This window comes from Kitasatospora purpeofusca (assembly GCF_000718025.1).
GTDB lineage: Bacteria > Actinomycetota > Actinomycetes > Streptomycetales > Streptomycetaceae > Kitasatospora > Kitasatospora purpeofusca.
In genome coordinates, this window is the sequence record NZ_JODS01000012.1 from 19,224 (window position 1) to 44,025 (window position 24,802).

The 24,802-nt window shown below is 75.4% G+C and carries 23 protein-coding genes; 5 read left to right on the forward strand and 18 right to left on the reverse strand.

Annotated features, from left to right (window positions below):
- Positions 1-254: 254 nt before the first annotated feature.
- Together IF01_RS0118600 and IF01_RS44020 are read right to left on the reverse strand one after the other, a co-directional pair.
- Positions 255-2,444: an FUSC family protein gene (locus IF01_RS0118600; RefSeq protein ID WP_030394562.1), complete on the reverse strand. Its 2,190-nt coding sequence runs from the start codon at positions 2,442-2,444 to the stop codon at positions 255-257.
- Positions 2,445-2,578: 134 nt separating this feature from the next.
- On the reverse strand, positions 2,579-4,282 hold the full coding sequence (locus tag IF01_RS44020; RefSeq protein WP_051755637.1) for a protein kinase domain-containing protein: 1,704 nt from the start codon (positions 4,280-4,282) through the stop codon (positions 2,579-2,581).
- 277 nt (positions 4,283-4,559) lie between these two features.
- On the opposite strand from IF01_RS44020, the gene IF01_RS0118610 reads away from it, so the two are divergent.
- Positions 4,560-5,942, forward strand: a complete 1,383-nt coding sequence (locus tag IF01_RS0118610) for a histidine-type phosphatase (RefSeq protein ID WP_051755638.1) — start codon at positions 4,560-4,562, stop codon at positions 5,940-5,942.
- Positions 5,943-5,999: 57 nt separating this feature from the next.
- Here the strand turns inward: IF01_RS0118610 and IF01_RS0118615 are convergent, their stop codons facing one another.
- From IF01_RS0118615 to IF01_RS0118625, 3 genes are all read right to left on the reverse strand, one after another.
- Complete coding sequence (locus IF01_RS0118615; RefSeq protein WP_030394565.1) at positions 6,000-6,536, reverse strand: isochorismatase family protein; 537 nt, start codon at positions 6,534-6,536, stop codon at positions 6,000-6,002.
- 82 nt (positions 6,537-6,618) lie between these two features.
- Positions 6,619-8,196 carry a hypothetical protein gene (locus IF01_RS44025; protein ID WP_157855272.1) on the reverse strand — a complete coding sequence of 526 codons (1,578 nt, stop codon included), beginning with the start codon at positions 8,194-8,196 and terminating at the stop codon, positions 6,619-6,621.
- A gap of 383 nt (positions 8,197-8,579) precedes the next feature.
- A complete protein-coding gene (locus tag IF01_RS0118625) occupies positions 8,580-9,557 on the reverse strand; it encodes a DUF5937 family protein (RefSeq protein ID WP_037780250.1) in 978 nt (325 codons plus the stop codon).
- A 78-nt stretch (positions 9,558-9,635) separates the two neighbouring features.
- On the opposite strand from IF01_RS0118625, the gene IF01_RS0118630 reads away from it, so the two are divergent.
- The gene (locus IF01_RS0118630; protein WP_051755643.1) at positions 9,636-10,520 is read left to right on the forward strand and encodes an alpha/beta fold hydrolase; all 885 of its coding nucleotides are present in this window, start codon (positions 9,636-9,638) and stop codon (positions 10,518-10,520) included.
- 28 nt (positions 10,521-10,548) lie between these two features.
- Here IF01_RS0118630 and IF01_RS0118635 read toward each other — a convergent pair whose 3' ends face one another.
- Positions 10,549-11,343 carry an aminoglycoside adenylyltransferase family protein gene (locus tag IF01_RS0118635; RefSeq protein WP_030394569.1) on the reverse strand — a complete coding sequence of 265 codons (795 nt, stop codon included), beginning with the start codon at positions 11,341-11,343 and terminating at the stop codon, positions 10,549-10,551.
- Between the two features lie 196 nt (positions 11,344-11,539).
- A complete protein-coding gene (locus tag IF01_RS0118640; protein ID WP_157855273.1) occupies positions 11,540-12,016 on the reverse strand; it encodes a hypothetical protein in 477 nt (158 codons plus the stop codon).
- Positions 12,017-12,220: 204 nt separating this feature from the next.
- Between IF01_RS0118640 and IF01_RS0118645 the strand changes: the two genes are divergently transcribed.
- Complete coding sequence (locus IF01_RS0118645; RefSeq protein ID WP_030394571.1) at positions 12,221-14,137, forward strand: AfsR/SARP family transcriptional regulator; 1,917 nt, start codon at positions 12,221-12,223, stop codon at positions 14,135-14,137.
- A 64-nt stretch (positions 14,138-14,201) separates the two neighbouring features.
- On the opposite strand, the gene IF01_RS0118650 is transcribed toward IF01_RS0118645, so the two are convergent.
- The 9 genes from IF01_RS0118650 to IF01_RS0118690 all read right to left on the reverse strand — a co-directional run bounded on the left by IF01_RS0118650 (position 14,202) and on the right by IF01_RS0118690 (position 19,860).
- Positions 14,202-14,465: a hypothetical protein gene (locus IF01_RS0118650; protein ID WP_030394572.1), complete on the reverse strand. Its 264-nt coding sequence runs from the start codon at positions 14,463-14,465 to the stop codon at positions 14,202-14,204.
- 84 nt (positions 14,466-14,549) lie between these two features.
- Positions 14,550-14,705: a DUF6131 family protein gene (locus tag IF01_RS48990; protein WP_094745593.1), complete on the reverse strand. Its 156-nt coding sequence runs from the start codon at positions 14,703-14,705 to the stop codon at positions 14,550-14,552.
- 160 nt (positions 14,706-14,865) lie between these two features.
- Positions 14,866-15,165 carry a WhiB family transcriptional regulator gene (locus IF01_RS0118660; protein ID WP_051742668.1) on the reverse strand — a complete coding sequence of 100 codons (300 nt, stop codon included), beginning with the start codon at positions 15,163-15,165 and terminating at the stop codon, positions 14,866-14,868.
- Positions 15,166-15,275: 110 nt separating this feature from the next.
- Positions 15,276-15,662, reverse strand: a complete 387-nt coding sequence (locus tag IF01_RS0118665; protein WP_157855274.1) for an SsgA family sporulation/cell division regulator — start codon at positions 15,660-15,662, stop codon at positions 15,276-15,278.
- Positions 15,663-15,836: 174 nt separating this feature from the next.
- Positions 15,837-16,319 (reverse strand): ATP-binding protein, encoded by a 483-nt coding sequence (locus tag IF01_RS0118670; protein ID WP_037780252.1) that lies wholly within the window; start codon positions 16,317-16,319, stop codon positions 15,837-15,839.
- A 207-nt stretch (positions 16,320-16,526) separates the two neighbouring features.
- Entirely contained in the window at positions 16,527-16,925 is a 399-nt protein-coding gene (locus tag IF01_RS0118675; protein WP_051755645.1) for an STAS domain-containing protein, read from the reverse strand.
- Between the two features lie 115 nt (positions 16,926-17,040).
- Positions 17,041-17,994, reverse strand: a complete 954-nt coding sequence (locus tag IF01_RS0118680) for an RNA polymerase sigma factor SigF (protein WP_051742672.1) — start codon at positions 17,992-17,994, stop codon at positions 17,041-17,043.
- A 183-nt stretch (positions 17,995-18,177) separates the two neighbouring features.
- Complete coding sequence (locus IF01_RS0118685) at positions 18,178-18,681, reverse strand: YfbM family protein (protein WP_030394578.1); 504 nt, start codon at positions 18,679-18,681, stop codon at positions 18,178-18,180.
- Between the two features lie 78 nt (positions 18,682-18,759).
- Entirely contained in the window at positions 18,760-19,860 is a 1,101-nt protein-coding gene (locus tag IF01_RS0118690; RefSeq protein ID WP_341845493.1) for an SMP-30/gluconolactonase/LRE family protein, read from the reverse strand.
- A gap of 215 nt (positions 19,861-20,075) precedes the next feature.
- Between IF01_RS0118690 and IF01_RS0118695 the strand changes: the two genes are divergently transcribed.
- Positions 20,076-22,073 carry a glycoside hydrolase family 5 protein gene (locus IF01_RS0118695; RefSeq protein WP_030394580.1) on the forward strand — a complete coding sequence of 666 codons (1,998 nt, stop codon included), beginning with the start codon at positions 20,076-20,078 and terminating at the stop codon, positions 22,071-22,073.
- A 154-nt stretch (positions 22,074-22,227) separates the two neighbouring features.
- Here the strand turns inward: IF01_RS0118695 and IF01_RS0118700 are convergent, their stop codons facing one another.
- Positions 22,228-22,704, reverse strand: coding sequence for a flavin reductase family protein (locus IF01_RS0118700; RefSeq protein WP_030394581.1), 477 nt, complete (start codon positions 22,702-22,704; stop codon positions 22,228-22,230).
- Between the two features lie 100 nt (positions 22,705-22,804).
- The gene (locus IF01_RS0118705; protein ID WP_037780255.1) at positions 22,805-23,938 is read right to left on the reverse strand and encodes a serine hydrolase domain-containing protein; all 1,134 of its coding nucleotides are present in this window, start codon (positions 23,936-23,938) and stop codon (positions 22,805-22,807) included.
- A 350-nt stretch (positions 23,939-24,288) separates the two neighbouring features.
- Here IF01_RS0118705 and IF01_RS0118710 point away from each other — a divergent pair, with 350 nt between their 5' ends.
- Positions 24,289-24,792, forward strand: a complete 504-nt coding sequence (locus IF01_RS0118710; RefSeq protein ID WP_030394583.1) for a hemerythrin domain-containing protein — start codon at positions 24,289-24,291, stop codon at positions 24,790-24,792.
- The last annotated feature ends 10 nt before the right edge of the window (positions 24,793-24,802 follow it).

Consider the following 24,802-nt stretch of genomic DNA (forward strand, 5'->3'; position numbering starts at 1 on the left):
ATATTTCTGTTCTATTTCAGTAGTATTTCGGGAGCCTCTGAACTTTGTTCTTCCTTGACCATCGGACCGGCTCATCGGAATGACTCGTTCGCACAAGTCCGGCCCCGGACGAACCTTCCGTCCGTCGGGCCCCGATCGACCCTTCCGAAACGAACCGACGGAAGTGCTCTCCGGCCCCCGGTCCCGCGGTATTCCGTCGGAACCCCGGGTTGCCCCGGCCCGCAGCCGGACTGCCGGAACGCGCAGAGCCGCGCTCAGCCGGGCTCGTGGATCTGCTGGAGGTCGTCGAGCAGCCCCGCGAGCCACACCGCCACGTCCACCGCGTGCAGCGACACCCGTCCGTCGGAACCGGGAGCCGGTCCGCCGTCGAGTTCGGCCACCAGCGCGGCGCGGGCCCGGGCGACGGCCGGGTGCGCGGCGCCCGCCGGCTCGCGGGCGCGCAGGGCCGCCGCCTGGCGGCGGAACGCCGCCGCGACCTCGTCCGCGTGGCCCACCAGCACCCGCGCCCCGCCCCGGTGGGGTGCGGCCGTCCCGGGCGGGATACGGGCCAGCAGCGGTTCGGCGCCCCGGACGGCGTGCTGCCCGGCCAGGACCGCCGCCTGCCAACTGGGCCCGTCCCCGGCCGGGTCGTGCCGTTCGCAGCGGTACTGGGCGTACATCGCCTCGGTGAGCAGGGCGGAGGTCCGGGCGCGGCGCAGCGCCCCGCCCGGACGGCCGGTGCCGGTCAGCACGGCGACCGTCTCGCGCAGCGCGTCCGCGCTGTCCTCCAGCAGCGCGGCGGCGCGCCGGCGCAGGTCCTGGGCGCCGCCGCGGGGCCAGGCGCAGAGCCCGGCGAGGAGGCCGATCGCCGCCCCGGTGGCGACGTTGACCACCCGGGCCTCCGCCAGCCGCCAGCTCGCGGGCGCCAGCTGGGTGAAGACGAGGGCGACCACCAGGGTGAAGAGCCCCTGGCCCCAGGCCTGTCCGAGCGCGGGTCCGGCGGTGAAGGCGATCAGCATCACCGGCGGCAGTGCGAGGGCGTAGACCAGCGGGTGCTCCCCCACCGCCAGCAGCACCGCGGCGGTGGCCGCGGCGCCCAGCGCCGTCCCGACCAGCGCGGGGCGCAGGGTCATCCGGGTGTCGGCGGCGCTGGTGCGCATCAGGGTGAGCGTGGCGAGCAGCACCCAGAAGCCGTGCGACAGGTCGAGGCCGCCGGCCAGCAGCCGGGCCGCGCCCAGGGCGCCCGCGGTGCGCAGGGCGTTGCGGAAGGCGACCGAGCGCGGGGTGAGGTTGGCCCGGAACCGGTGCCACCGGAGCAGCGGGGCGGGGTCGTAGGCGTACCAGAACGGTCCGGGCCGCTGGTCGGCGGGCGTCTCGTCGGGCGGCAGCGGCGCGCGGCGGCCGACCCGCACCGCCCGGACGACGAAGCGGGCGCCCTCGGCCGAGTCCAGGGCGGCGGTGCCGAGCGCCGGTCCGGCGCGATCGGTGTGACCGGTGCGACCGGTGCGACCGGGCCGGGGCTCGGCGGCCCGGGCGGCGTCGAAGGCGGCGAGCTCGCGCTCGAGGACACCGTTGTCCGGCACCGGGCCCGTACGGGGCAGCCCGGCGGCGGCCGCGCGCAGGGCCTGCGCGGTGACGGCGGTCAGCCGGGCCGCGCCCGGGTAGGGCCGGGCGAGCCGGAGGATCCGCAGCAGCTGCGGGCCGGCGTAGCGGAGGGCGGCCGCGCAGTGGGTGAGGGCGCGGTCGACGGCGCCGGCCCCGGCGGGGCGCTCCATCACCGGGACCCGGCTGAACCGAAGCTCGTCCAGGCGGGCGCGGGCCCGGTCGGCGGCCGCGGTGACGGCGCCGGGGGCCGCCGACCGGCCGTCGCAGGCGTCGGCGGCGAGGTCCGCCAGCTCTGCCAGGGCGAGGGCGGCGCGCGCCAGCCGGCCCCGGTAGTCCGGCGGCGCCGGCTCCGGCCACAGCAGCAGTTCGGCGGCGGCGAGCAGCAGCAGGCCGGCCGTCACGCCGAGCAGCCGCTGCGGCAGGGTGTCGGGGCTGTAGGGCGGGAAGCACGGGAGGATGTAGAGGAGTTGGAGGCCGTTGGCCAGCCCCACCATCCGGGGGCCGCCGACGGAGCCGTAGGACACCGCGAAGCCGACGCCCACCATGCCCAGGGCGGCCGCCCAGGAGTGCACGGCCAGGACGGTGCCGAGGCAGACCAGCGCCCAGGCCGCCGGGAGCGTCCACAGGATCGTCCGGGCCCTGGTCCGCGCGCTGCCCTCGACCCGGGCCAGCACGCCGAGGGCGATCGCCGCGAACAGCGCGTAGGTGGCCGACACCGGGCGGTCCAGGCCGTAGCGGAAGGTGTAGAACCCGGCGCAGGCCGCGGCGGTGACCCGGACGGCGCGGTGCACCACCGCCGGGGCGGGGCGTACCCGCCGCGGCCGCTCCGCACGGGCCGTGCGCTCCGGCGACCGGCGCATCGCACCTCGCTCCCGTGTCCGCGTGGGGTGTGCCGCCCCAGCGCGGGAGGCCGCCGCCGGGGACGGGGTCGGACCCCTTCACCGTAGGACGCCGCCCGGCCCCGGCGCTTCCCCAGCCACCACGCTCCCGGGCGTCAGCGCTTCCGGAGGCAGAGCACCACGGAGCCGAAGTCCTGCGCGAGGTTCCCGGTATCGGCGGCCCAGGCCGGGACGGCCTCCGGACAGCTCGTGGGCGCGGGCGCGGCGGCGGGCGCGGGCGCACCCGCCGCGGCCGACGCTTCCAACCGCGCCAGCACCGTGAAGTACTGGTCGCCCTTCTCGTCCCGCAGGGCGCCACGGACCGACATCGGCCCGCACGGCATGGTGAGCCACTTCGGGTGGTCGTAGTCGAGCGAGCTGCCCCGCTTGAGGATCTCCTTGCCCACGCAGTCGCCGGCCCGGGCCGCGGTGACCTCGTCCTCCAGCAGCGGGCTGAACACCGCGACCGAGCCCGCGATCAGCCCCAGGACGAGCAGCACGCCGAGCGTGGCGGCGGTGCGACGCAGCGCGACCAGCGCCAAGCGGACCGCCCGCGGCCTCGGCAGGGTGGCCGCCGGGGAGCCGATGCCCGCGATCACCGCGCCGGTGCGGACGGCCTCCCCGGCCCGGCGGTGGACGGCGTAGAGCATGCCGCCGCGCGGGGCGGTGACCACGACGTCGCCCCGGCCCGAGACCACCTCCAGCAGTGGTTCGTCCTTCTCGACCGTGTCCCCGACCTGCTTGAGCCAGCGGACGACGGTGGTGCGTTTCATCCCGCCGGTCTCGCCGGGTATCCAGGGCAAGGTGACCGTCGCGTAGCCGGCCTTGAGCTCGCCCACCCGGGCCGCGAGCGGGGGCAGGGCCGGCGCGGGGACGGGCGGGTCCCCGGCGGGTCCGTGCGGATCCACCAGGGTCGGCGGGGCGGGGAGCACGGCGGTGGTCAACTCGGAGGTCCGGCGGACCTGCTCGTCGATCATCGCGGTCACGTCCGGCGGCAGCCAGACGGTGGCGGGGGCGGCCGAGGCGGCGGCGCAGCGCGTCAGCACCTCGGCGACGCCGGGGCGCCGCTCCGGATCCTTGGCCAGGCAGGACCGGACCAGCGGTGCGAGGGCCGGCGGGAGGCCCGCGAGGTCGGGTTCCTCGTGGACGACGTGGTAGACGACGGCCTCGGTCGGTCCCTCCCCGAACGGCGGGCGGCCGGTGGCCGCGTGGGCGAGCACCGCGCCCAGGCTGAACACGTCGCTCGCCGGCGTGGCCGGGTTCCGGAGGATCTGCTCGGGGGACATGAACCCGGGGGTGCCGATCACGGTGGTGCCGGTGAGGCCGGAGGTGGCGTCCAGGGCGCGGGCGATCCCGAAGTCGATCACGCGCGGGCCGTCCTCGGCGAGCACGACGTTGCCGGGCTTGAGGTCCCGGTGCACCAGGGAGCAGGCGTGGATCGCGGCCAGCCCCTCCGCCAGTCCGGCGCCGAGCACGGCGACCGTCGCGACGGGCAGCGCGCCGTGCCGGGCCACCACCTCCCCCAGCGAGGGGCCGGGGATGTAGGAGGTGACCATCCACGGCGGGTCGGCCTCGGCGTCGGCGTCCACCACCTGGGCGGTGTAGAACCCGCCCACGCGCCGGGCGGCCTCGATCTCCTGGGCGAACCGCCGCCGGAACCGCGGGTCCTCGGCGAGTTCGGGGCGGACCAGCTTCACCGCGACGGTCAGCCCGCCGGGCGAGCGGCCGAGGAAGACCCGCCCCATGCCGCCGCCGCCCAGGCGGGCGAACAGGCGGTACGGTCCGACCTCGCGCGGGTCGGTGGCGGACAGCGGCTTCATCGGTGGTCCCATCGGGTGCTGCGGCTCCGGGCCGGGTTTCTTTCGGGTCGGGAGCGACATGATCCCATCAACGCGACGGCCGCGAAGGCGAATCCGAGGATCGGCGGCACCCTCGGCGGCGCCGGCACGGCACCGCGGGCGCCGACCGGGCCGTCCGGCGTTCAGGCGTCCTTCACCGGGACCATGACGGGGCGTCGGGCGCTCTTCCCGCAGGCGTGGCACCGTGCGGCAGTCCGAGGCTGCCGGCCGGCAGTCCGCATCCACCCGAAGGGCCGCCGTGAAGCGCACCGCCCCCCTTTCCGTCGCCGTGGCCGTCTCGACGGCCGCCTCCCTGGCCGCCGGAGTGCTGCTGACCGCGGGCACCGCCGCCGCGCACGACCGGTCCGGCGCCTCGCGCGTCGACCGCGACCTCTACGGCACCAAGGCCCCGTACGAGCCGCAGGGTCGGCCCGGGCACTACCAGAAGGCGCCGAAGGGCTTCGCCCCGGTCTTCACCGAGAACGTGGCCCGGCACGGCTCCCGGGCCATGTCCGACGGCAAGGACGGCGAGGCGGTGCTCGCCGTGCTCGGCCGGGCGCAGGAGCAGGGCGCCCTCACCGACCTCGGCGCGCGGCTGGCCCCGCAGGTGCGGACGCTGCTGACGGCGGCGTCCACGCTCGGCTTCGGCAACCTCTCCGCCCGCGGCGCCGACGAGCAGCGGCAGACGGCGCTGCGGATGGAGCAGCGGCTGCCGTCGCTGTTCCGGTCGATCGCGGCCGACGGGCGGCCCGTCGTGGTGGAGACCTCGGGCGTGGCCCGCGCGGTGGCGAGCGCCGGTGCCTTCACCGCGGGCCTGACGGCCGGGGTCCCGGCGCTGGCGGGCTCGATCAAGGCCCCCGTCACCGACAAGAACCTGCTGTACTTCCACAAGCAGCCGCAGAACGCGGACTACCAGGCGTACCTGGCGAGCGACCCGGACCTGACCGCCGTCCTCTCCGCCGTCGAGCACGAGCCGCGCGCCGCCCGGGCGGCCCGGCACGCGGTCGGGCGACTGTTCCGCGCGGGCTTCGCGGAGGCGCTGTCCACCGAGGAGCAGGTCGCCTTCGCCCGTTCCCTGCACGCGCTCTACAGCGCGGCGCCGGACCTGAGCGTGGAGGCGCCGGGCGTCGACCTGGCGCCGTTCCTGAACCAGGACGACGCCCGGTGGCTGGCCTACCTGGACGACGCCGAGGAGTTCTACCAGTCGGGCCCGGCGTTCAGCGGACGCACCATCACCTACCGGATGGCCGGCGTCCTGCTGGACGACCTGCTGGCGCAGGCCGGGGCCAGGGCGGCCGGCACCAGCGGCAACGGCGCGGTGCTGCGGTTCACCCACGCCGAGGAGATCGAGCCGCTCGCCGTGCTGCTGGGCCTCCCCGGCAGCACCGAGCAGGCCGACCCGGACGAGCCGTACACCTACCGGAACAACCCGTGGCGCGGCGCCGAGGTCGCGCCGATGGGCGCGAACATCCAGTGGGACCTGTTCGCCGACAAGCCCGCCGACGGCCGCCCGGCCGCCTACCTGGTGCGCATGCTCTACAACGAGAAGGAGACGGCCTTCAAGTCCTCCTGCCGTCCGGTCGCCAAGGGGAGCTACTTCTACCCGCTGGACGAGCTCAAGCACTGCCTCGCGCACTCCTGAGCCACCGTGCCCCGGGCCGGGCACCCGCCCTCCGCGGGTGCCCGGCCCGCCGGCCGGTCAGGTGAAGTCGACCTCGGCCGCCGGGAGCACCCGGACGGTGCGGCCCGCGTAGATGATGGTCGCGAAGAGCGCGTTGTGGTGGACGATCACCTGGGCCGCGGCGGGCAGGGGGCTGTCGGCGGGACGGGTCGGGGTGGTGTGGCCGTCGGCGACGAGCAGCAGGTCGTAGCCGTGCGAGAGCGCGCTGCGGCAGGTGGAGTCGACGCAGTACTCGGTGGCGAGGCCGGTGACGACCACCCGCCGGACGCCCAGCCCGCGCAGGACCGCGTCGAGCTCCGTGCCGAGGAAGGAGTCGGCGCTGTCCTTCTCCAGCACGGTGTCCCCCGGCCGCGGAGCCACCGTCGGGTGGATCTCCAGCGCTTCGGCCGGAACGTCGGGATGGTCGACCCGCTGCCGCAGGTAGACCACCGGGACACCTGCCGACCTGGCCCGCCCGGCCAGTTCGGCGACCCGGTCGAGGCACGCCTCGGTGTCGTGGGCCCCCATGAGCAGGGCGATCTGCAGGTCGACGACGAGCAGCGCGGTGTCCGGCATGCTCGTCACCATAGCCCGGCGGAACCGCCCGCCGGGGGCAGGCGGCTCCGGCGTCAGCATCGGTGTCGGCGTCGGCGTCGGGTCAGGAGGTCTCCAGCCCCAGGCCCGTGACGCGGAGGAACCCGTGGGCCGCGAGCTGGGGCGAGAGGCCGATGCCGGGGCGGCGGGCGCTGACGTGGCCGGGGCCGAGGCCGAAGCCGGAGTCGCCGCTGATGCCGCGGGCGGTCAGCTCGGCGGCGATCAGCGCGGCGACCTCCCGGGCGGTCCCCTCGGTGGGCGTGCGCCACTCGGCCTTGAAGCGGCGCCCCGACGGCTCCCAGCCGTCGGCCGTCATCGCCGCCGTGACCTCGGCCTGGTCCCCGGGGCGCGGGCCGACCCGCAGCAGGACGCCCTTGACCGTGCTGTACGTGACCGAGAGCCCGCCGCTGATCTGCGGGGCGGCTATCGTGAACACGGCCTTCTCGCCCGGACGCTGCACCGGCAGCTGCTCGATCCACGCGGCGAACAGGCACTCCAGCCCCTCCCGCAGCTGCGGCACCGACAGGGCGAGCCGCCCGCCCGGCAGGTGGTCGGCGGTGCCGCCGGGGGCCTGGTGGGGCAGGTGGAGCTGCCAGCTGTACGGCAGCAGGGGGAAGTCGCCGGGCCCGTCGGCACCGGCGGGGCCGCCCCACTCGAAGGTGCTGTGCTCGCCCTCCTCGAGGGCCGCGGCCGGCTCGGTCTCCAGCCGCACCCGGCGCCCCTCGCAGCGCAGTCGCAGCAGCCGGCCGTCCTCGCCGGCCTCGCGCCAGCGGACGTCCGGTCCGCCCGGTCCGCCGCCGAAGAGGGTCGGCTCGCCGAGGACGGCGCAGACCGCGCGGTAGATCTCGCCGAACACCGCCCGCCTGTGCTCCATGGCCGTCGGCCCCAGCTCGAAGCGGTGCAGGTCCAGCACGTCGAAGGTGCCCGCGGGGGCGCCGCCCAGGACGGAGGCGCGCCGGGCGAAGGAGGGCATGAAGGACGGGTCGGAGAACCGGACATCGACCCAGCCGTCGCCGAACTCGGCCTTCGCGCCGGGGAGTTCGTCGACGGCCCGGCGGACGTCCTCGGCCGCGAGCCGCCCGCCCGGCGCGTCGTGCAGAAGCGGGACCAACGCGGCCACCGCGGCCGGGAGTTCGGGGCTGACGTGCCGGACCTCCCGGACGTGCGGCTGGATCGCGATCCACGCCCGGCGGTCGTTGGCCTGGAGCAGCATGGTCCGCCCGGCGGACGTCCAGCGCAGCCCGAACCCGTCGGCGGCGGTCGGGACGGCGGTCGGCTCGCCGACCTGGCGCAGCGCCTCGGAGAGCGCGCGCAGCGCGCCGCGCCGCTCCTCCTCGGGCGTCGGCAGCCGGAACTGCAGCAGCGGCACCCAGGCCCGCCGGTAGCTGTCGGCCTTCGGCCCGGTGGTGCCGAGGAAGAGCTCGGCCCCGGCCGGCCAGCGGAGTTCGGCCTGCAGGCCGACGACGAGGAGGTCGGTGAACGCGCGGCGGACCTTCCAGTCCGGCCTGGCCGCGACCAGCCGCTCGACGTCCGCGAGCGTCCAGCAGTCGTCGAGGTCGTGCAGGGTGCGGACCAGCCCGACCGTGGTGGGCAGGTCGGCGGTCCAGGTCACGGCGGGGGCGGCGGTGTTCGCGTCGTTCATGCGGACGATCATCGCAGCGCCCACCGACAACCGGTCCCGGCGGCCTTCGCGCCCCGGTCCCGGTCTCGGCCCCGGTCCGAACATGCCGTCCGGGACGCGCACCGGGCCGCCGGATCCCCAGATCATCGCGGCACTCCCCCGCAGTCGGGCCGACCGGGTGGACCGGGCCGGCCCGGAGGCCCCGGTGGACCGGGCCGGGAGTGGCGGCGCCGGCCTGCGAGAGGCGACTCCCCGTTCCGCCGTCCGCCCCTGCTGCCGTACTGAGGTCTGGTCATGCCGCCGATCCTGCCGCGCCCGGCCGTCACCCCGCCTGAGTATTCGTACTCAATCCGTCGGCACCGGAGCACCCCCACTGAGGTTGCCGCCCTTGATCCGGCGGAGCGTCAGGCCGCTTCCCCCGTACCGCTCGTGAGCGCCGTCCCGCTCCGGGTGCGCAGATGGAGGGCGGTGCGACCGGTGCGGCGGGTGCTCACCAGGCCGGCACCGCGCAGGGCGCCCAGGTGCTGGGAGACGGCACTCGGGCTGACGCCGAGCCGGTCGGCGAGCTCGGGAGTGCTCAGCGGTTCGGCGAGCGCGTCCAGCAGGGCGGCCCGGGTGCGGCCGAGGACGGCGGCCAGCCCCTCCGAGGACGGACGGGGCCGCTCCCAGAGCAGTCCGACGCCCGCCGCCGGGTAGCGGATCGAGGCGGCCGCGAGCGGCGAGTGGTCGACGAGCACGTCCGGCCAGGCGAACACGGACGGCATCAGCACCAGACCGTGCCCGCCGCCCGCGACCGTCCACGGCGCGGTGGTCCTGCGACGGCCGCCCACCAGCAACTCGCCCTCCCGCCAGACCACATCGGCGTGCAGTTCGGCGAACAGACCCTCCACCCCGGCGTCCACCAGCGACACCGCCCGCCGACCCAGGTCCGCTTCCAGCACCGCGCGCATCCGCCCCCAGTGCGGGGCCACCAGCCGGGCGTGGCAGCGGTCCAGCGCGTCGGCGACCCGGGCCAGCAGCTCGGCCGGCGCCGGGAGTTCGCGGGCCGCCCGGGCCCGGCCCAGCGCGGCGGCGCACTCGGCGGCGACATAGCCGGGGTCGACCGCGCGCAGGCCCGCCAGTTCGGCGGCGAAGGCGGGCACCCGCCGGTCCGGCAGCGGGAACAGGAAAGCGGGCAGACAGCCCTCCAGCAGGGTCCGCAGCAGCGGCAGTTCGGGCTCGGCCGCGAGCACCGGACGGGCCTCGCGCACCCACGGCAGGTGCACCTGGTGACCGCCCGCGCCGAGCGCCACCCGCACCCCGAGCACCGTCTCGGCCAGCGGCGACACCGCGAGCCGCACCCGGGCCACCTCCGCCGCCGACAGCCGGATCTCCACCGCCACGACCGCCGCCCCCTCCTGATCATTAAGCCGTGGCTGAACAATAGCCGGACCGGCCCGCCGCCCCCCAAGCTGTCCGGCATGGAGACCTTCACCTCGTACGACGGCACCGAGCTCGCCTTCCGCACGGTCGGCGACGGCCCGCCGCTGCTGGTCCTGCCCGGCGGGCCCGGCCGCGCCGCCGCCTACCTCGGCGACCTCGGCGGCCTCGCCGCGACCCGCACCCTGATCCTGCCCGACACCCGGGGCAGCGGCGCCTCCGCGACCCCCGCCGACCCGGGCACCTTCCGCGTCGACCGCCTGGTCGACGACGTCGAGGCGCTGCGCCGCCACCTCGGACTGGAGCGCGTCGACCTGCTGGGCCACTCCGCCGGGGGCGGCCTCGCCCTCCTGTACGCCGCCGCGCACCCCGACCGGCTGACCGGCCTGGTCCTGGTCACCCCGTCCCTCACCGCCGTCGGCGCGGCCTCCGACCTCGGCGCGGAGCAGGTGATCGCCGCCCGCGCCGCCGAACCCTGGCACACGGAGGCCGTGGCCGCCTACCGGAAGGTCAAGTCCGCCCGGACCTTCGCCGAGGCCGCCCCGCACCGGATGGCCTTCGAACCCCTGATGTACGGCCGCTGGGACGACTCCGCCCGGGCCCACGCCGCCGCCGACCCGGCCCAGCGCTCGCTGGCCGTCAGCGAGAACTACTACGCCGGCTACACCCCCGACACCGAGCGGCTGCGGCAGCGGCTGGGCGCCCTGCCCTGCCCCGTCCTGCTGCTGGCCGGTGAACTCGACCCGTGGCCCACCGCGGCCGCCGTCGGCGCCGCGGCCCCGCTGTTCCCGGACGTGACGCTCGCCGTCCAGCCCGGGGGCGGCCACTACCCGTGGCTGGACGACCCGGCGGCCTTCACGACGACGGTGGAGGACTTCCTGAGCCGCACGGCCGACACCGGGGCGCCGGCGCGGGGTTCCCGCTGACGGCGCGGCGGACGACCGCTGGAAGGCCTCAGTGCGGCTCGTTCCCGTTCCCGGGGCTCAGCCGGGCGATCTCGGCGAGCACCCGGTCCGCGTGCGGGCGCACCCGCGACCGCAGCTCGCCGCTCCAGCTCTCCTCGGAGTAGCGGCAGTCCAGATAGAGCCGCCTGGCGTGGGCCAGCACGGGGCGGTGCTCGGGCGGGAGCCGGGCGAGGGCCCAGTCGGCGGCGGTGTCCTTCGGGCTGATCCGGCCGGTGGCGAGCGTGCTCCAGATCCGGGCCAGGGTGAGCAGCACGTTCCGGGTGTCGTCCTCCAGGTCGTCGAGCAGGCCGGGGAGGCCCGCGACGCTCGCCCGGACCAGGTCCGCTTGCGGCACCGGGTCGAGCACCCGGGCCGGGGGCGGACCGGCGAGGGGCCGGTCCCCGGCCAGGGCCATCGTGATCAGCAGCGCCAGGTCGGGCATCGGCTCCGGCCGGGGGACGCCGCCGGCCTCGTAGTCGGCGCGCAGCCACTCGCCGTACAGGAAGTCGCAGACCGGCGGGTAGCGCCAGGGCCGGACCTCGGACTGCACCACCACGGCGAGCTCCACCGGCCGCGCGACGTCGCCCTCCGCCGCTCCGGCTCCGGTGCCGGAAATCCCGAGCAGGCCCCCGAGCAGGGCCGACCGCTCCCGCTCCGCCGGCGAGCGCCGGGCGACCAGCAGGACGTCCAGGTCACTGGCCGGTCGGAGGCCGCCGAGCACGGCGGACCCGTGGAGGTAGACCCCGACGACGTCCCGGCCCAGTACGCCGTCGGCGAGTGCCACGATCCGCTGCAACTGGTTCACCGCGCCAGTCTCCCCCGCCGTCCGGTCCGGCAACCGCACCCGCGCCCGGCCGACCCCCGTCACGGCCGGGTGCGGCCCCCGAACCGGCGCGGCCCCCGAACCGGTGCGGCCCCGGAACCGGTGGGGGCGCGGTCCCGGAGCCTGCGGGGGTGCGGCCCCCGGCCGAGCGGCGTGCCGGGGGCCGCACCCGTCGGGGTCAGCAGCTGGAGTTGACCGGCCCGGCCCAGTCCGCGCCGCCGTACCAGTGCTCGCTGCCGTAGGCCCAGTTGCACCCGTTGACCGAGGCCATCGCGATCCAGGCGTCCGGGTCGACCGCGTGGATGTCGACCCAGCCCACGGTCACGTCCTTGGTGTTGACGCCGTACGCGCCCCACTGGTTGCTGTAGCCGTACGGCGACCTGAGGCCGACGTACAGGTAGGCCCCGGGGTTGGCCGCCTGGAAGGCCCCCGCCCACTGCCAGTGCGCCAGTACGTGACCACAGCTGTCGTACTGCTGCTCGACCTGCCCGGCGTACTGGCCGTGCCAGTAGACGTTGCCGGGCTGCCCGATGTTGATGATGTTGCAGGCGGTGGTGCGCGCGCTCGCCGGTGCGGCCGTGGCCACACCGCCGGCCGCGATCCCCACCGCGAGCAGAACCGCTGCCGTCCTCGACCTGACGCCGGTCTTCCTCATGGGTTTCCCTCCCCGGTCCCCGGCGCGGCGCGCCAGGACCTGTGTCTGGTGTCGGTGTGCGTCCCCGGACCGCCGGCCGGAGCGGCGGGCAGTCCCGGACACGGCTCGAGGCTGCTCGACAGGGCGTAGCAGTCCGATCGCATTCCGCTCGCAGACTGGTAGCATCCGTCCGTTCGGGCGGGGGCGACGCTGGCGGGGGCGGGCGTGCGGTTCGAGGTACTGGGTCCGTTACGGGTCTACGGCCCGGACGGCGAGATCACTCCGGGCGGGCCGCGACTGCGCGCCGTACTGGCCCTGCTGCTGGTGCGGGCCGGTCGGACGGTGACCGGTGACCAACTGGCCGAGGCCGTGTGGGACACCGCCGTGTCGTCCCGCAGCCGGGCCGCGCTGCCCAGTTATGTGATGCGGCTGAGGCGGGCCCTGGGCCCCGAGGCCGGCGGCCGGGTGGTGACCCGCAGCGGCGGGTACGCCGTCGAAGTCGACGAAGGCGAGCTGGACGTCCGCACCTTCCAGGAGCTGTGCGAGCGGGCACGGGCCCTGGTGGACGGCGGCGACCCGGGCGCGGCGGAGCCCCTGCTGGGCCGCGCCCTGGGGCTGTGGCGGGGCGAACCCCTGGTGGACGTCCCGGAGAGCGCCGTCCTGCGGGCCGAACTCGACCTGCTGGAGAGCGCCCGGGTCCGGGCCCAGCACCAGCACATCGAGGTACGGCTCGGGCTCGGCCGGCACGCCGGCCTGCTGGGCGAACTCGCCGCGCTGGCCGGGGCGCACCCGTTCGACGAACGGCTGCGGGCGCATCTGATGCTCGCGCTGCACCGCAGTGGTCGGCGGGCGGAGGCGCTGGAGGTCTTCCAGCACGGGCGGCAGGTGCTGGTCGACCAGTTGGGCATCGAGCCCGGGACCGAGCTCCAGGAGTTGCACCGGGGGGTGCTCGCCGACGATCCGGCGCTGCTGCTCCCGGCGCTGCCGCTCCCGGCGGCGGGGGTTCCGGTGGCAGGGGTACCGGTGGCAGGGGTACCGGCGGCGGCCGTCGCCGTGGCCGCCGGGCCCCGACCGGGACCGTCGGCCGCCGTGTCCGGGCCGGGTGGGCCAGGCGGATTCGCCGAGCTGTCCGGAATGTCCGAACAGGCCGAACGGGCCGAACGGGCCGAGGCGTCCGGCCGGGCGGGACAGCCTGGACAGTCCGGCCACCGCCGGCCGCCCGGGGACCGGGTGCCGGCGCAGGGCGGTCCGGTCCGCGCCGTCGTGGCGGCCGCCCCCGCGGCCGGACCCCGCGCCGCCGGCGGCACCCCACCGGGGCACCGGGGCCACCGCCTCCGGCGCCCGCTGCGGTCCTCCGCCTGGGTCGGTGGCGCGGTGGCCGCGCTGCTGGCGGCCTCCGCCGTGTCCGACGGCAGTCCCCCGGTGCCGCACACGGCGGTCGGCGGTCGGTCGACCGCCGCCTCGGCCGCGAGCCACGGCTCCTACGTCGCGCGGGTGGCCTGGGAAGGCACCCCCGCGGACCTCGTCCACGCCAAGGGCGAGGAACTGGAGGTCCGCAGCCCGGTCCGGGCCGGGGACACCCTGGTCGTCACCGTGCTGCTGGGCGGCGTCGGCCCCGGGCCGCTCACCGTGACCGACACCGTCGGCAACCGCTACCGGCCCGTCGGCTACCCGATCGACCAGGACGGCAGCCGGCTGGCGGTCTTCGTATCGGTGCGCGCCAGGGCGATGGACGAGCTCGACATGATCCGGATCCTGTGGCCGGACGCCGCGCAGGGCTTCGCGGCGGTGGACGACTTCCGGGGGGTCACCGGGGCCGGCCCGTGGACCGAGACCAGGTCCGACCCGGGATCGGCGGCGGGAGGCCGGGACCTGACGCTGGGCGGCGACCCGGTCCCGTGCGAGGACGGGGACCTGCTGTTCGGCGCGGTCGGCAGCGACGGCGGCCCCGAACCGGACCTCCCCGCCGACTGGCACCGGCTCCCCGTCGTGGAGCGGCCCGGCGCGCCCCGGTCGCCCGGCCCGACGGACCTCCGGCTCACGACCGCGTACCTGACCTGGAGCGGGGCGCCGGAGGCTGTTTGCGAGGGGCGTGGAACGGCGAGCACGGGCTGGCGGGCCGTGCTGTTCCGGCTCCGGTAGCCGTCAGCCCGGGCTACGACGGCCGTTCCGGCTCCGGTGCCGTCCGCACAGGTTTCGACGGCCGTCAGGACGACCGCAGCGCCCGCTCGCACTCCCGGCAGCGCTGCTCGGCGAGGGCGGGCGGGTACCAGGGCTCACCCAGGCCCGCCCGGAAGTGGGCGTGCTCCATGCCCGCCGTGTCCCGCCCGCACAGGGTGCGCGGCAGCGGGTCCTCCGGCACGTCGGGGTCCGCCCCGGCCGCGTGCACACCCAGCACGGCGGGCTCGACCCCGTCCGGGCCGAGCACCTGCCCGGGGTCCAACTCGTAGAGGACGACGATCGAGGCCATGGCACGAGGATCGGCCGCCCGGCGCCGCCGGACACCCCGGGTGGGCTGTTCGTGGGCGGCGGCCGGCAGCCGTCGGTGGCCGCATCAGTAGTAGTGGCGGCGTCCGCCGACCTCGTGGCCGAGGGAGCCCGCGATCCACAGCGCGGCACCGACGAGGAGAAGGACGATACCGACGGTCCACAGGATCGAGAGACCCGTGACAAAGCCGATGATGAGCAGAATGACTCCGAGGACGATCACGGAAGCCTCCCGGTGGGTTCGGGCGGGCGTGGCCGCGGAGGCCGTGTGACCTGCCGCTCTTCGGCCGCGCCCCTGTGCTGCGTCTACCACCCGCCCCACGGGGCAAACCCGGTCGGCCCGGGGAGCCGCGCATCGGTCGCGCCCCGGGCGCGCGGCCGCGCTACGCGGACCGGGCGCCCGTCTCGGCGAACTCGGTGAACAGCACACGGCGCTCCCCCTCGGTCAGACCGCCCCACACGCCGTACGGCTCACGGGTCGCGAGCGCGTAGCGGCGGCACTGCACACGGACGGGGCAGCGGGCGCAGACCGACTTCGCGTTCTGCTCGCGTTCCTTGGCGGCGGTGCCGCGCTCGTTGGCGGGGTGGAAGAAGACGCTGCTGTCGACGCCGCGGCAGGCTCCCTCCAACTGCCAGCTCCACTGCTGCTCGATGGGGCCGGGGAGGCGGGACAGGTCGGTCATGGCGGTCCTTTCCTGACGGATCGGTTGTTTCGTCCGCTCGTCTAACCCGGATGTGCCGGTTCATGCGCTTGTTCATGGCCTTGTTCATGCGCTGGTTCGCGCGCTTGTGCTCAGGCGGACAGCAGCCGGTGCAGCCAGCTGTCCCAGTCGATCCGGGCCGACTCCGAGCCCATCGGTACGGAGCGGCCGGTCGCGGTGAGGAAGCGCGCGAGCGGCCGGGCCGGGGTGTCGAGGAGCGCCACACCCTCCTGGCCGCCCAGCGCGATGAGAACGCGCCGACCGGTGGCGCTGGGCTCGATGTGGACGTCACCGTCCCCGGCCGGCCCGCGCAGCCCGGCGGCCAGCAGGTCCCGGGCCAGGACCCAGACCGTCTCCTCGCCGCCGCCGAAATCCAGCCGGACCGCGTAGGGGTCCCCGGCCTCGTACCGGCACTCGACGGCCAGGTCCCGGCCCCGGTCCTCGCCGGTGATCAGACGCATCGTCAGGTGTGCCGCCACCGCTTCCTGCATCGGCCTCGCCCCCGCCCTTCCTGTGCCGGACACTGTCGGCCCCCGTCTGCCCCGGACGGCCGGATTCATGCGGCGGTTCGACGGAAGCGTGACGGACGGCGTAGCGTGCGACGGGTGGCGTGGCGGCGGGCGGGTGGACGGCGTAGCGTGCGGCGGGCGGGCTCAGCGGGTACCGAGCAGCCGGGGGACGCCGACCTCGGCCCAGATCGTCTTGCCCTGGCTGTGCGGCTCGGCGCCCCAGCCGTCGGCCGTCCGCTGCACGATGAACAGGCCGTGGCCGCCCGGCAGGCCCGGATTGTGCGGCCGGCGCAGCTCCGGCATCGCGGGGCTGCGGTCGCTGACCTCGACCCGCAGCCGGGCCTCGGTGACGTGCAGCACCAGCTCCAGCGGACCGTCACCGTGCAGCATCGCGTTGGCGACGAGTTCCGCGACCAGCAGCACGAGGTCGTCGGCGGCGCCGTCACCGCCGCCGGGCGCCGGAGCGGACGGGAACCACTCGGCGAGCGCCCGGGCGGTGAAGGTCCTGGCGTGGGCGACCGGTTTGGGCAGTCCGGCCAGGGTCAGCCGCCTGCGTTGACCGCCGACGGGTACCTCGGGCCCGGCCCGGTGCGGGTCGCCGTCCAGGGTTCCTCGGCTCATCGTCATGCGAGGGCGCCCTTTCGGTTCGACGGCGATCTGTCGCGTGGTCGGTTTCCCGGCAGTCCCGGAATTATGCCCGTTCCGGGTGCGGCAGGGGTACGCATCCGGGATCGAAAGCGCGGGAACGGCCGAAGGCCGACGTCCGGCCGCGCGCGGGGAACGGCCGCGCGCCGGGGCACGGACGGCCGCGAACGTCGCCCGGCCGCGCCCGGCTCAACCGGCCAGCGCCCTGACCACCGAGTCGTGGATCGAGAACACGGCGCGGGCGCCGGTCAGGTCGAGCACCCGCATCACGGTGGGCGGCACCGCGGCGAGCCGCAGTTCCAGCCCGCCCCGCTCGGCCGCGATCCGGGTCTTGAGCAGGACGTTCAGACCGGAGGAGTCGCAGAAGCCCAACCCGCCGAGGTCGATCACCACGGCCGCGGGGCGCTGCGCGACCAGCGCGTCGAGCATCTCCGCGGCCGGTGCCAGGGTCTCGATGTCGAGATCGCCGACGAGGATGCAGAGCATCGCGCCGCCGGGCGCGGAGCGGGTCTCCACCACCAGTCCGGGACGGTACGCAGGGACCGCCGCCAGCGTGGTGTCCCCAGGGTCGTTGTCGGATGGCATCATCGTCGTCCCCTCCGTGTCCGTGCTCTCCGACGATACGGAGGCCGCGCCAGTCGGCCAAGTGAAGGGTTTGCGGTCGGGGGCCGCCCGCCCTCGGAGTCCGCGCCGGACGGCACCCTCAGACGTCCTCCAGGCCGTCGCGCAGCTGACCCAGCGTGCGGGCGAGGAGGCGGGATACGTGCATCTGGGACAGGCCGAGCCGGGCGCCTATCTGGGACTGGGTGAGGTCCTCGCAGAAGCGCATCGACAGGATGCGGCGCTCGCGTTCCGGCAGGGCGGCTATCAGGGGCTTCAGCGCGACCAGGTCCTCGACCAGGGCGAGGTCGTGGTCGTCGGCGCCGAGCTGCCCGCCGAGCGGACCGGGGGCGTCGCCGCCGTCGGGGCCGCCGCCGTCGAGCGAGCCGGCGGTGTGGCCGTTGGCGGCGGTCAGGCCCTCGACGACCTCGTCGGGGGTGAGCGAGAGGTGCTCGGCGAGTTCGGCCACGGTCGGGGCGCGGTCCAGGCGCTGGGAGAGGCGCTCCTGCGCCCGGGCGAGCGTGATCCGCAGCTCCTGGAGGCGGCGGGGCACGTGGACGGCCCAGGTGGTGTCGCGGAAGTGCCGCCGGATCTCGCCGAGCACGGTCGGCATGGCGAAGGTGGTGAACTCCACACCGAGCGAGGGGTCGAAGCGGTCGATGGCCTTGATCAGGCCGACGGCGCCGACCTGGAGGAGGTCCTCCTTGGGCTCGCGGTGCGCGTCGAAGCGCCGGATCGCGAACCGCACCAGGGAGAGGTTCAGCTCCACCAGGGTGGTGCGGACGTACGAGTACTCCCTGGTCCCCTCCTCCAGCGCGGCCAGCCGGCGCAGCAGTTGCCGGGTGAGGTCCCGGGCGTCCGCGGGCGCGACCTCGCGCGGGTCGTCGACCGCCGCGAGTTCGGGCGGCAGGAGGTCCCGCAGGCCGGGGCCGGTGCCGAGGGTCCGGCCGGGGCCGTCGGCGCCGGGAGCGGTCGCGAGCGTCGCCGGCGTCGCGGGGTCGGAGGGGTCCGCCGTCGGGGCAGCGGCGGAAACGAGCAGTTCACCGGTGGGGGCCACCTTGGGAGTCCTTCCGTCGTGTCGGCACGGTCCTGGCCCGGTACCCCGGATCGGCGGAAGGATGCGGCCACCCCGCGTGGAGATTAGGTGAACCGGGGTGGACCGTTCGTGCGTGCCGGGGTGGACCGGTCGTGCCCGAGTGGACCGGCCGTTGCCAGGGCGGACTGGTCGCGCCGGGGGCCGTCACTCGATCCAGACCAGGACGCCGTGCCGACGGGTCGCCACCGCACCGAGGAAGTCGGCCAGGGCGCGGTACTCGGCCGTCACCAGGTGCAGCGCGTCCTCGGAGCTCCACAGCCCGTGCGGGTAGATCCGGGCCTCGGCGAGGTCGGCGGCGGCGATCCCCTCCGTCAGCCGGCCAGGGTCCAGCTCCGCGAAGGTCCCGGCGGCGAGGCGGACCCGCTCGGGGGTGATCAGGCACGGCGGGCCGTAGCCCCAGTCCTCGGCGCCGGGCAGCTCCGTCTCGCCGTACACCACGTCGACCGGGAACTCCCGGCGGCGCAGCAGGAAGTCGAGTGCCTGCCAGGCCTTGCCGGTGCCGTGCAGGCGCGCCCACGCCCCGCCGGACCGGCCCTCCTGCGCGTCCTCGTCCAGTTCCTCCGCGAACTCCCGGACCCACTCCGGGTCCTGCTCCGCGCGCTCCAACTCTCCGGCGCTCAGGCGGAGATACCTCCCGATCATGCTCATGGCCGCAGCCTAGGACGGGGCACCGACAGCGGGAGCCGGCCCGGGCCGGTGCGGGTCGGGTCCGGGCCGGGCCGGGTGTCAGCGGGGGCGGTAGCCGACGGCGGCCGGGGCGGCGGCGTCGACGGGGACGGCGAGCACGGCGCCGGACGGGGACGGCGCGTCGGGGAGGCCCAGCCGGGCGGTGGTGACCAGGAGGCGGCCGCCGGTCGGCGGGAGGCAGACGGAGGTGGGCTGGGGCGCCGGCAGGGGGACGACGGCCGAGAGGGTGCCGTCGGGCTCGTAGCGGTGGACGGCGGCGCTCCCCCAGACCGCCACCCAGAGCCGGCCCTCGGTGTCGACGGTCATGCCGTCGGGCGATCCGCCGTCGGTGATCCGGGCGAACTCCACCGTGTCCAGCGGGTTGCCGTCGTCGTCGAGGGTGCAGCGGTGGATGACGCCCGCGGTGCTGTCGGCGACGTGGAGCAGCCGGCCGTCGGCGCTGAAGGCGGGGCCGTTGACGATGGTCAGTCCGGTGAGGACGCGGTGGACGGTGCCGTCGTGGTCGGTGCGGTAGAGCGAACCCGCGCCCGGGGTCTCGTCGTACGCCATGCTGCCGGCCCAGAAGCGGCCCTGCGGGTCGCAGACGCCGTCGTTCATCCGCACGGGGGTGGCGGCGTCCTCCTCCGGGCGGGCCAGCCACTCCGTGGAGCCGTCCGGGCCGAGCAGGGCGATGCCGGTGCCCGCCGCGGCGATCCAGTGCCCGGGGCGGCCCTCGACCGGGGCCACCGCACCCAGCGGCACGTCCAGGCGGAGAAGTTCGCGCGGGGTGCCGGGCTCGGTGCCGGAGACTTCGAGGAGCCGGCCGGCGAGGATGTCGGTGAAGACCAGCCGGCCGTCCACCCACCGGGCGCCCTCCCCCAGTTCATGGGTGCCGGGGGCCCAGACGACGGGCTGCTGGTCCTGCTCGGGCATGGTGGTGGTTCCGTTCTGCGAGGTCCGGTCGGGGCGGTCGAAGCGGTCGGGCCGGGCGACGCGGCCCCGGGGTCCGTCCTCGGCCTCACCGTAGTCGGCGCGACCGGCCCTGAGAAGATCCGCACCGGCGACCGCGCACCACCCGCCGCACGCCGGCCACCGTTCGTCATCAGCCGTACACGCACCGACCACCGTGCGCAGTTCGCCGGACAGCTCGGTTTCCGCCACCGGGAGTTGTCCATACATCCTCGCCGCCACTGCTAGCCTCCGGCGCGACCATCGGCACGGACCCGACGGGCGGCCGTCCGCCTCCCGGCACCCGTGTCCGCCCTCCGACGCACCGGGCCACTGCGGAGTCCCGGCCGGACGGACGGGGCATGAATGGTTGTCACACCAGCAGTTGGCACATCCATGCCAGACCACCCTCACCCACCGGGATGACCATGAACACATTCGCGCGCCGCGCGCTGGCGGCGGGGGCCGCCCTGCTCGCCTGCGTCGCCGTGACGGCGGGAACCGGCACCGCCGCCGGAGCAGCCGAGACCGTCGGAACCACCGGAACCGTCGGAACCACCGGAACCGTCGGGACCACTGCCTCCGGTGCGGCCGGGGCGGCACCGGCGGTCCTCGACGGACCGGCCCTGGCCGCCTCCTGGACCGGCCCGCTCAGCACCCGGGGCCGCTACGTCGTCGACGCCTCCGGTACCCGCTTCAAGCTCAGGTCCGGCAACTGGGCCGGCGCCCAGGGCACCTGGCAGGGCAGCGGACCGACCACCGACCCGGCCAACAACCAGGCCGGACAGGTCTCCTACAACCTGCCGCTCGGCCTGGACCGGGCCCCGATCGCCGACATCCTGGGCGGCTTCCACCGCCTCGGCATCAACAGCGTCCGGCTGCCCTTCGCCAACGCCCTGCTGCACGACCCGAGCACGGTGCCGGACGTCGCCGTCGCGGCCAACCCGCAGCTGCGCGGGAGGACCCCGCTCCAGGTGTTCGACGCGGTCGTCTCGGCGCTGACCGCCGACGGCTTCGCGGTGGTCCTCAACAACCACACCACCAGCTACCGGTTCTGCTGCGGGCTGGACGGCAACGAGCGCTGGAACAGCGGCCAGTCCACCCAGCAGTGGATCGACGACTGGGTCTTCCTGGCCGGCCGGTACAAGGACAACAAGCGGGTGGTCGGCGCCGACCTGCGCAACGAGGTCCGCCGCGACACCTGGGACGACCCCAACTGGGGCCTGGGCGACAGCCACGACCAGTACGCCGCCTTCGAGGAGGCCGGGAACCGGATCCTGCAGACCGACCCCGACCTGCTGGTCGTCATGGAGGGCATCAACTGGTACGGGATACCGGCCGCCGTGTTCAGCCACGGCCGGCCGCAGCTGACCCCGGTCCGCACCCTCTCCAACGCCCTGATCGACTCGGGCAAGCTGGTCTACTCGGCGCACTTCTACGGCTACACCGGCCCGGCCAACACGGGCGCGGCGAGCGGCTCCGCCGGATCCACGGGCGATCCGCGCTACCAGGACTTCACCCCGGCGCAGCTGGCGCAGGTCGTCGACGACGAGGCGCTGTTCGTCACCCAGGCCGGCCAGCACTTCACCGCGCCGGTGTGGATCAGCGAGTTCGGCGCCGGCGGCCGGGGCTCGACCGACGCCAAGGAACAGGCCTGGTTCGACAACTTCACCCGGATCCTGGCCGCGAACGACACCGACTTCGCCGTCTGGCCGCTGGTCGGCTGGCACAGCAACGGCGTGCCGAACGACAGTTGGGCACTGCTCGACTTCGACACCGCCGGCCGCCCGCTCAGCCTGGAGGACCAGGGCGACTGGCGCGCCCCGTACTGGAACCGGCTGATCGCCGCGCCCTCGTACAGCGGCCAGGTCGCCCCCGCCCCGCACTGGGGCCTGCTCGACCTCGACCACGCCGACCTCGACCTCTCCCGGCGGATGCTCGCCCGGCCGGACTGGAGCCCGGGCAACCGCAAGGGCAACTGCCCCGACGGCCAGCGGCTGGTCGGCCTCGCCCGCAGTGACGGCCGCGGCCTGTGCACCGACGCCGGGCAGCCCGCGACCGGTGCCGGCGACTGGACCACCGTCACCGACGAGCGCTATGTGACCCACGGCGACTGGGCCTCCGGCTACAACAAGCTCCAGTGCCCGGACGGCACCTTCGCCGTCGGCTACAGCGTGAACTCCAACGCGATGTCCGCCCTGCTCTGCGCGCCCGCGACCGCCGCCCTGCCGGCCGCCACCCGCACCCTGTGGTTCGACCACGGCGACAACCGCCCCGCCACCGGCGGCTCGTCCGGCAGCGACTGGGCCCCTGGCTACTACAAGGGGCAGTGCGGCGACAACGAGTACCTCGCCGGCGTCGCCTTCACCTGGAAGTGGCTGCACCACGGCGTCCCGGACGCGGTGCTCTGCCGCCCGCTCGGCTGACGCCCCGTCCCCGTCCGAAGGAGGGGGGTCCACCGGCCGGGTCCGGTCCGGTGGACCCCCTCACGGCATCGGCCCTCCCGGCCCTCCATCCGGGCCCTCCATCCCGGCCCTCCCGACCGTGCCGGCCCGGTACGTCGGCCGGCCCGGGCCGGGCTCAGGCTGGGTGACCGGCGTCGACGTCGGCGACATCGCGGAACGACAGCACCTCCGCGCCCTCCGGCCCTCCGCCGACCGCCACCGGGGCCAGCAGCAGTCCGGTGTGGTCGCCCCAGTCCACGCAGTCGAGCACCCGGCCGACGAACCAGGCCGGCGCGGCCGGGAGCACCGGCACCCCGTGCGGGCCGCGGTACCACTCGACCTCGGCGAATTTGTCCGTGTCGTCACCGGTGCGACCCCCGAACAGCTCGGCCAGCCCGTGCCCGCGCGGCAGCAGGTGGACACCCAGCGCACCCGCCGCCAGGGCCGCGTCATGGGTGTGGTTCGCCTTGGAGATCCACACCACGAACCGCACCGGATCGATCGAGCACTGTCCCGCGAACCCGACCAGGCACCCCGCCGGCGCCCGCCCGGGCGCGGTCACCACGTACACCGGGTAGTCCAGCAGGTCCGTGAACGCGTCGAACTCGCCCATGGGACCAGCCTAGGGCGGGACGCGGCCGACGGCACGGTCCACCGGGCCGGGGGTGCCGTCGGCCCCCGGCGCATGGCACTCGCCGCGACCGGCTTCCCGGTCACCGCCCGTGGCCGTCGCGGAACACGGCCGTGATCAGCGCGTCCAGGGCCCCCGGGAACACCTGCGCCGGGTCCATCGCGGCGTCGCCCGTGGTCAGCCCGGCCGTGAGGGTGCGACTGCCGTCCGGGGAGGCGATCATCAGCGCCCCGTAGCCGCCCGGGGCACCGCCGTTGTGGTGGACGATGAGGCCGTGCTCCGGGCCGAGGTCCTGCACGAACAGCCCGAGACCGTAACCGAGCATCCCGTGCGGCGTGCGCATCTCCTCCAGCAGCGGGGCCGGCAGCAGCCTGCCGCCCAGCAGCGCGGAGAAGAAGGCGTGCAGGTCCAAGGTGGTGGAGACCATGTCGCCGGCGCCGATCAGCAGCGAGCTGTTCTGCCGGGTCACGTCGACCACCTTCCACACCTCGCCGTCCTGGTAGCGGGCGTAGCCGTGCGCGTGCGGCTCGGGCAGCTCCGGGGAGTCGCCCGGCACCACGGTGTCCCGCAGCCCGAGCGGCTCCAGGACGTAGCGGCGCATCGCCTCGGCGTACGGGAGGCCGCCGACCGCCTCGGCCAGCAGGGCGGCCACGGTGTAGTTGGTGTTGGAGTAGTCCTGGGCGGTGCCCGGCTCGAAGCGGGCCGGCTGGGCGAGCGCGTACCGCACCAGTTCCTCGGCCCGGTAGTTGTGGAACCGGTTCTCCACCCAGGGCCCGCCGACCGAGGGGAGCCCCGGCACGAAGGTCCCGTCGGCGTCGAGCTCGCCGGTGTGGTTGTACAGCCCGCTGGTGTGCTGGAGCAGCATCCGCACGGTGATCCGCCCGTCCAGGCCGAGTTCCGGCAGGTGCTCGGCCACCGGGGCGTCCAGAGCGATCGCGCCGTCCGCGACCAGCCGCAGCACCAGCGCCGCGACGAAGGTCTTGGTGCTGCTGCCGATCCAGAACCGCCCGTCCACCGGGGGCAGTTCGGTCGCACCCAGCTCGCGCACCCCGGCGGCGCCGACCCAGGCTCCCCGCTCGTCGTGCACCCGCAGCTGGATCCCGGCGAACCCGGCGTCGACGAACGCCTGCGCGGCCGCCGCCAGTTCGGGCCGCTCCGGCCCGGCGGCCTCCGGCGACGGGGTGGACGCGTTCTGGGCGGTGGTGTCGACGGACATGGTGGTGCCTCTTCTCACGGATCGGTGCTGTCCGAACGACCCTTCGCGGTTGTTCGGGAATCTCTGAACAACGACGACGCTACATTGCGTTCAGTATTCGGTCAACGATGAAGAGCTGCTTTAAGTAGCTTCAAAGCAAGGATTCTGACGCTTCCATTGCAATGGCTTGGCGCTCAATGCAACGAGCGGTCGGGGCATTCGTTGCAATGGCTTGCGATGAACGCATCCGGGGCGCGCGGCCCGGCACTTGCCCGGGCGGAGGAGGGTGTGATCGGATCGCGGCGGCATCGCGTGCCGGTGACGGACTGCGTCAGGCATGGAGGTGCGACAACCGAAGGGACGGCCCGAACGTGGCTTCCCAGGACGGCGGCCGTACGGCCGCCCTCGGCCGGCAGCTCTCGCTGGCACACGACGAACTGCGTCGCCTGATCAACGACCTCAAGAGCGACCTCAAGTCCGGTGCGGGGCACCGGCGCACGGGCGGAGGCGGGACGCTCGCCGCCCACTGTCTGGCCTTCTGCAGCGCCCTGGAGACCCACCACCGGGGCGAGGACGACGGACTGTTCGCGCAGTTGGTGCGCGAGCGGCCCGATCTGGCGGGGACGGTCGAGAAGCTGGTCGAGGACCACAGCTTCATCTCCTCGATCCTGACCCGGGTCGCCGAACTCGCCCGGCAGGCCGCCGACGACGGCGACCGGGGCGCGGACGAGGCGATCCGGCGCGAACTCGACGGGCTGACGGCGATCATGGAGTCGCACTTCCGGTACGAGGAGCGGGTGATCGGCGCGGCGCTCGACCGGATGGTCCCGGACGGCGACTGGCCGGAGCCGGTCTTCCGCCCGGTCCGGACGTGACCCCGCGACG

Coding starts and splice junctions, on each gene's coding strand:
- IF01_RS0118600 (WP_030394562.1), bottom strand. CDS start 2,444: ATGCGCCGGTCGCCGGAGCGCACGGCCCGTGCGGAGCGGCCGCGGCGG.
- IF01_RS44020 (WP_051755637.1), bottom strand. CDS start 4,282: ATGAAGCCGCTGTCCGCCACCGACCCGCGCGAGGTCGGACCGTACCGC.
- IF01_RS0118615 (WP_030394565.1), bottom strand. CDS start 6,536: ATGCCGGACACCGCGCTGCTCGTCGTCGACCTGCAGATCGCCCTGCTC.
- IF01_RS44025 (WP_157855272.1), bottom strand. CDS start 8,196: ATGAACGACGCGAACACCGCCGCCCCCGCCGTGACCTGGACCGCCGAC.
- IF01_RS0118630 (WP_051755643.1), top strand. CDS start 9,636: ATGGAGACCTTCACCTCGTACGACGGCACCGAGCTCGCCTTCCGCACG.
- IF01_RS0118640 (WP_157855273.1), bottom strand. CDS start 12,016: ATGAGGAAGACCGGCGTCAGGTCGAGGACGGCAGCGGTTCTGCTCGCG.
- IF01_RS0118650 (WP_030394572.1), bottom strand. CDS start 14,465: ATGGCCTCGATCGTCGTCCTCTACGAGTTGGACCCCGGGCAGGTGCTC.
- IF01_RS0118660 (WP_051742668.1), bottom strand. CDS start 15,165: ATGACCGACCTGTCCCGCCTCCCCGGCCCCATCGAGCAGCAGTGGAGC.
- IF01_RS0118670 (WP_037780252.1), bottom strand. CDS start 16,319: ATGACGATGAGCCGAGGAACCCTGGACGGCGACCCGCACCGGGCCGGG.
- IF01_RS0118675 (WP_051755645.1), bottom strand. CDS start 16,925: ATGATGCCATCCGACAACGACCCTGGGGACACCACGCTGGCGGCGGTC.
- IF01_RS0118685 (WP_030394578.1), bottom strand. CDS start 18,681: ATGAGCATGATCGGGAGGTATCTCCGCCTGAGCGCCGGAGAGTTGGAG.
- IF01_RS0118695 (WP_030394580.1), top strand. CDS start 20,076: ATGAACACATTCGCGCGCCGCGCGCTGGCGGCGGGGGCCGCCCTGCTC.
- IF01_RS0118700 (WP_030394581.1), bottom strand. CDS start 22,704: ATGGGCGAGTTCGACGCGTTCACGGACCTGCTGGACTACCCGGTGTAC.
- IF01_RS0118705 (WP_037780255.1), bottom strand. CDS start 23,938: ATGTCCGTCGACACCACCGCCCAGAACGCGTCCACCCCGTCGCCGGAG.